Raw genomic sequence first — 1,140 nt, forward strand, 5'->3', positions numbered from 1 at the left:
CAACGCCCTCCGACTAAAAGGCGCGACGAAGAATCTCGCTACTGTTGGCCCGTTATCTGTTGAGTCACCGTTCAGCAGTTCATACCCCGAGGCTGTCGCAACGTACCCCCCGCTCGTTGAACGGTACGGGGGAGAACTGACAGAGTCAGACACCTCCAAGACAACAATCGCAGGGCGTTTTGAGACGGAGGCAAAGTCACAGCTCAAACAGGCACTTGACGAGGTTTCAGGTGGCTCAATGACGCTTTCGTTGGCCCCAATGGTCCGCCCATATGACCGTGTCAGCGCAACACCCGCGTGTTCAGGTGTCTCGGCAGATGTGAACCCCCTCCAGTACGAGGTTCAAGAAGCCACGCATCGGATCACGCCATCAAACAACAATCTCCCACAAACCGAGATCGAGGTATCCATCGCTATTGATCCCTCACAGATCGAGACACGATCCACGACCAGAGACACAGAGACGGGTGGAGAGCCGACAGATGATCCCGCTTACGAACAATACGACTGGACGACTGCTGCGTAGCCCACGGTTAGGATTCAGGGTGTGAGAGGCCATCCTCAATCATTTCTGCGACTGTCCAGAGCAGGACAGCGCCGATGACGGCTGTTGAGAACACCCCACCGACGACCAAGCCGACCCACCCGAGCGTTGCGAGGCCGAGGACAGCAATTGAGCAGATGACTGACGCTGCGAACACACGGAGCACCCACGTCTTCGTGTATTCACCCCACCGAAAGCGGGTCGCCGTTTCAAATGACATACGTATCGGTTCGCGTGTCCGAGTGAAAAATCCTCACGTTACAGATGGTTGACGAGACAGTACCACACGAACAGAGTGAGGCAGTCGCAGAGGCACAACAGGCGTACGCGTTCTTGGACATGGGGATCGTTACGTCAGCCCCCGATCAGACTGAAGACGGTGCTCACCATGTCACCGTCTCGGAAACACGAGTACCGAGTGACGCCCCCGTCCCCGTTATCCCACCGACACACGGCGACTACTACGTCCCGCCTGAAGGAACGCCCGTACTCCTTGCGTACACCGACGAGAACGAAGCCGTTGTCATCGGAAGTCCCCTGCCGCCCACCAACAGCGAGGACGTGACGGCGGGCGAGCGGATCGTCTCTCACCCCCT

General features: G+C 57.8%; 3 protein-coding genes. 2 read left to right on the forward strand and 1 reads right to left on the reverse strand.

The features are described 5' to 3' along the window. The coding region (locus tag EXE42_RS19685) for a hypothetical protein (RefSeq protein ID WP_206750738.1) at positions 1 to 526 on the forward strand (526 nt) is incomplete at its 5' end. A 7-nt stretch (positions 527 to 533) separates the two neighbouring features. Here EXE42_RS19685 and EXE42_RS15750 read toward each other — a convergent pair. Then, a complete protein-coding gene (locus EXE42_RS15750) occupies positions 534 to 764 on the reverse strand; it encodes a hypothetical protein (protein WP_137706934.1) in 231 nt (76 codons plus the stop codon). Positions 765 to 808: 44 nt separating this feature from the next. Between EXE42_RS15750 and EXE42_RS15755 the strand changes: the two genes are divergently transcribed. Continuing rightward, the coding region (locus EXE42_RS15755; protein ID WP_137706935.1) for a hypothetical protein at positions 809 to 1,140 on the forward strand (332 nt) is incomplete at its 3' end.

The organism is Halorubrum sp. SP3, assembly GCF_005435195.1.
GTDB lineage: Archaea > Halobacteriota > Halobacteria > Halobacteriales > Haloferacaceae > Halorubrum > Halorubrum sodomense.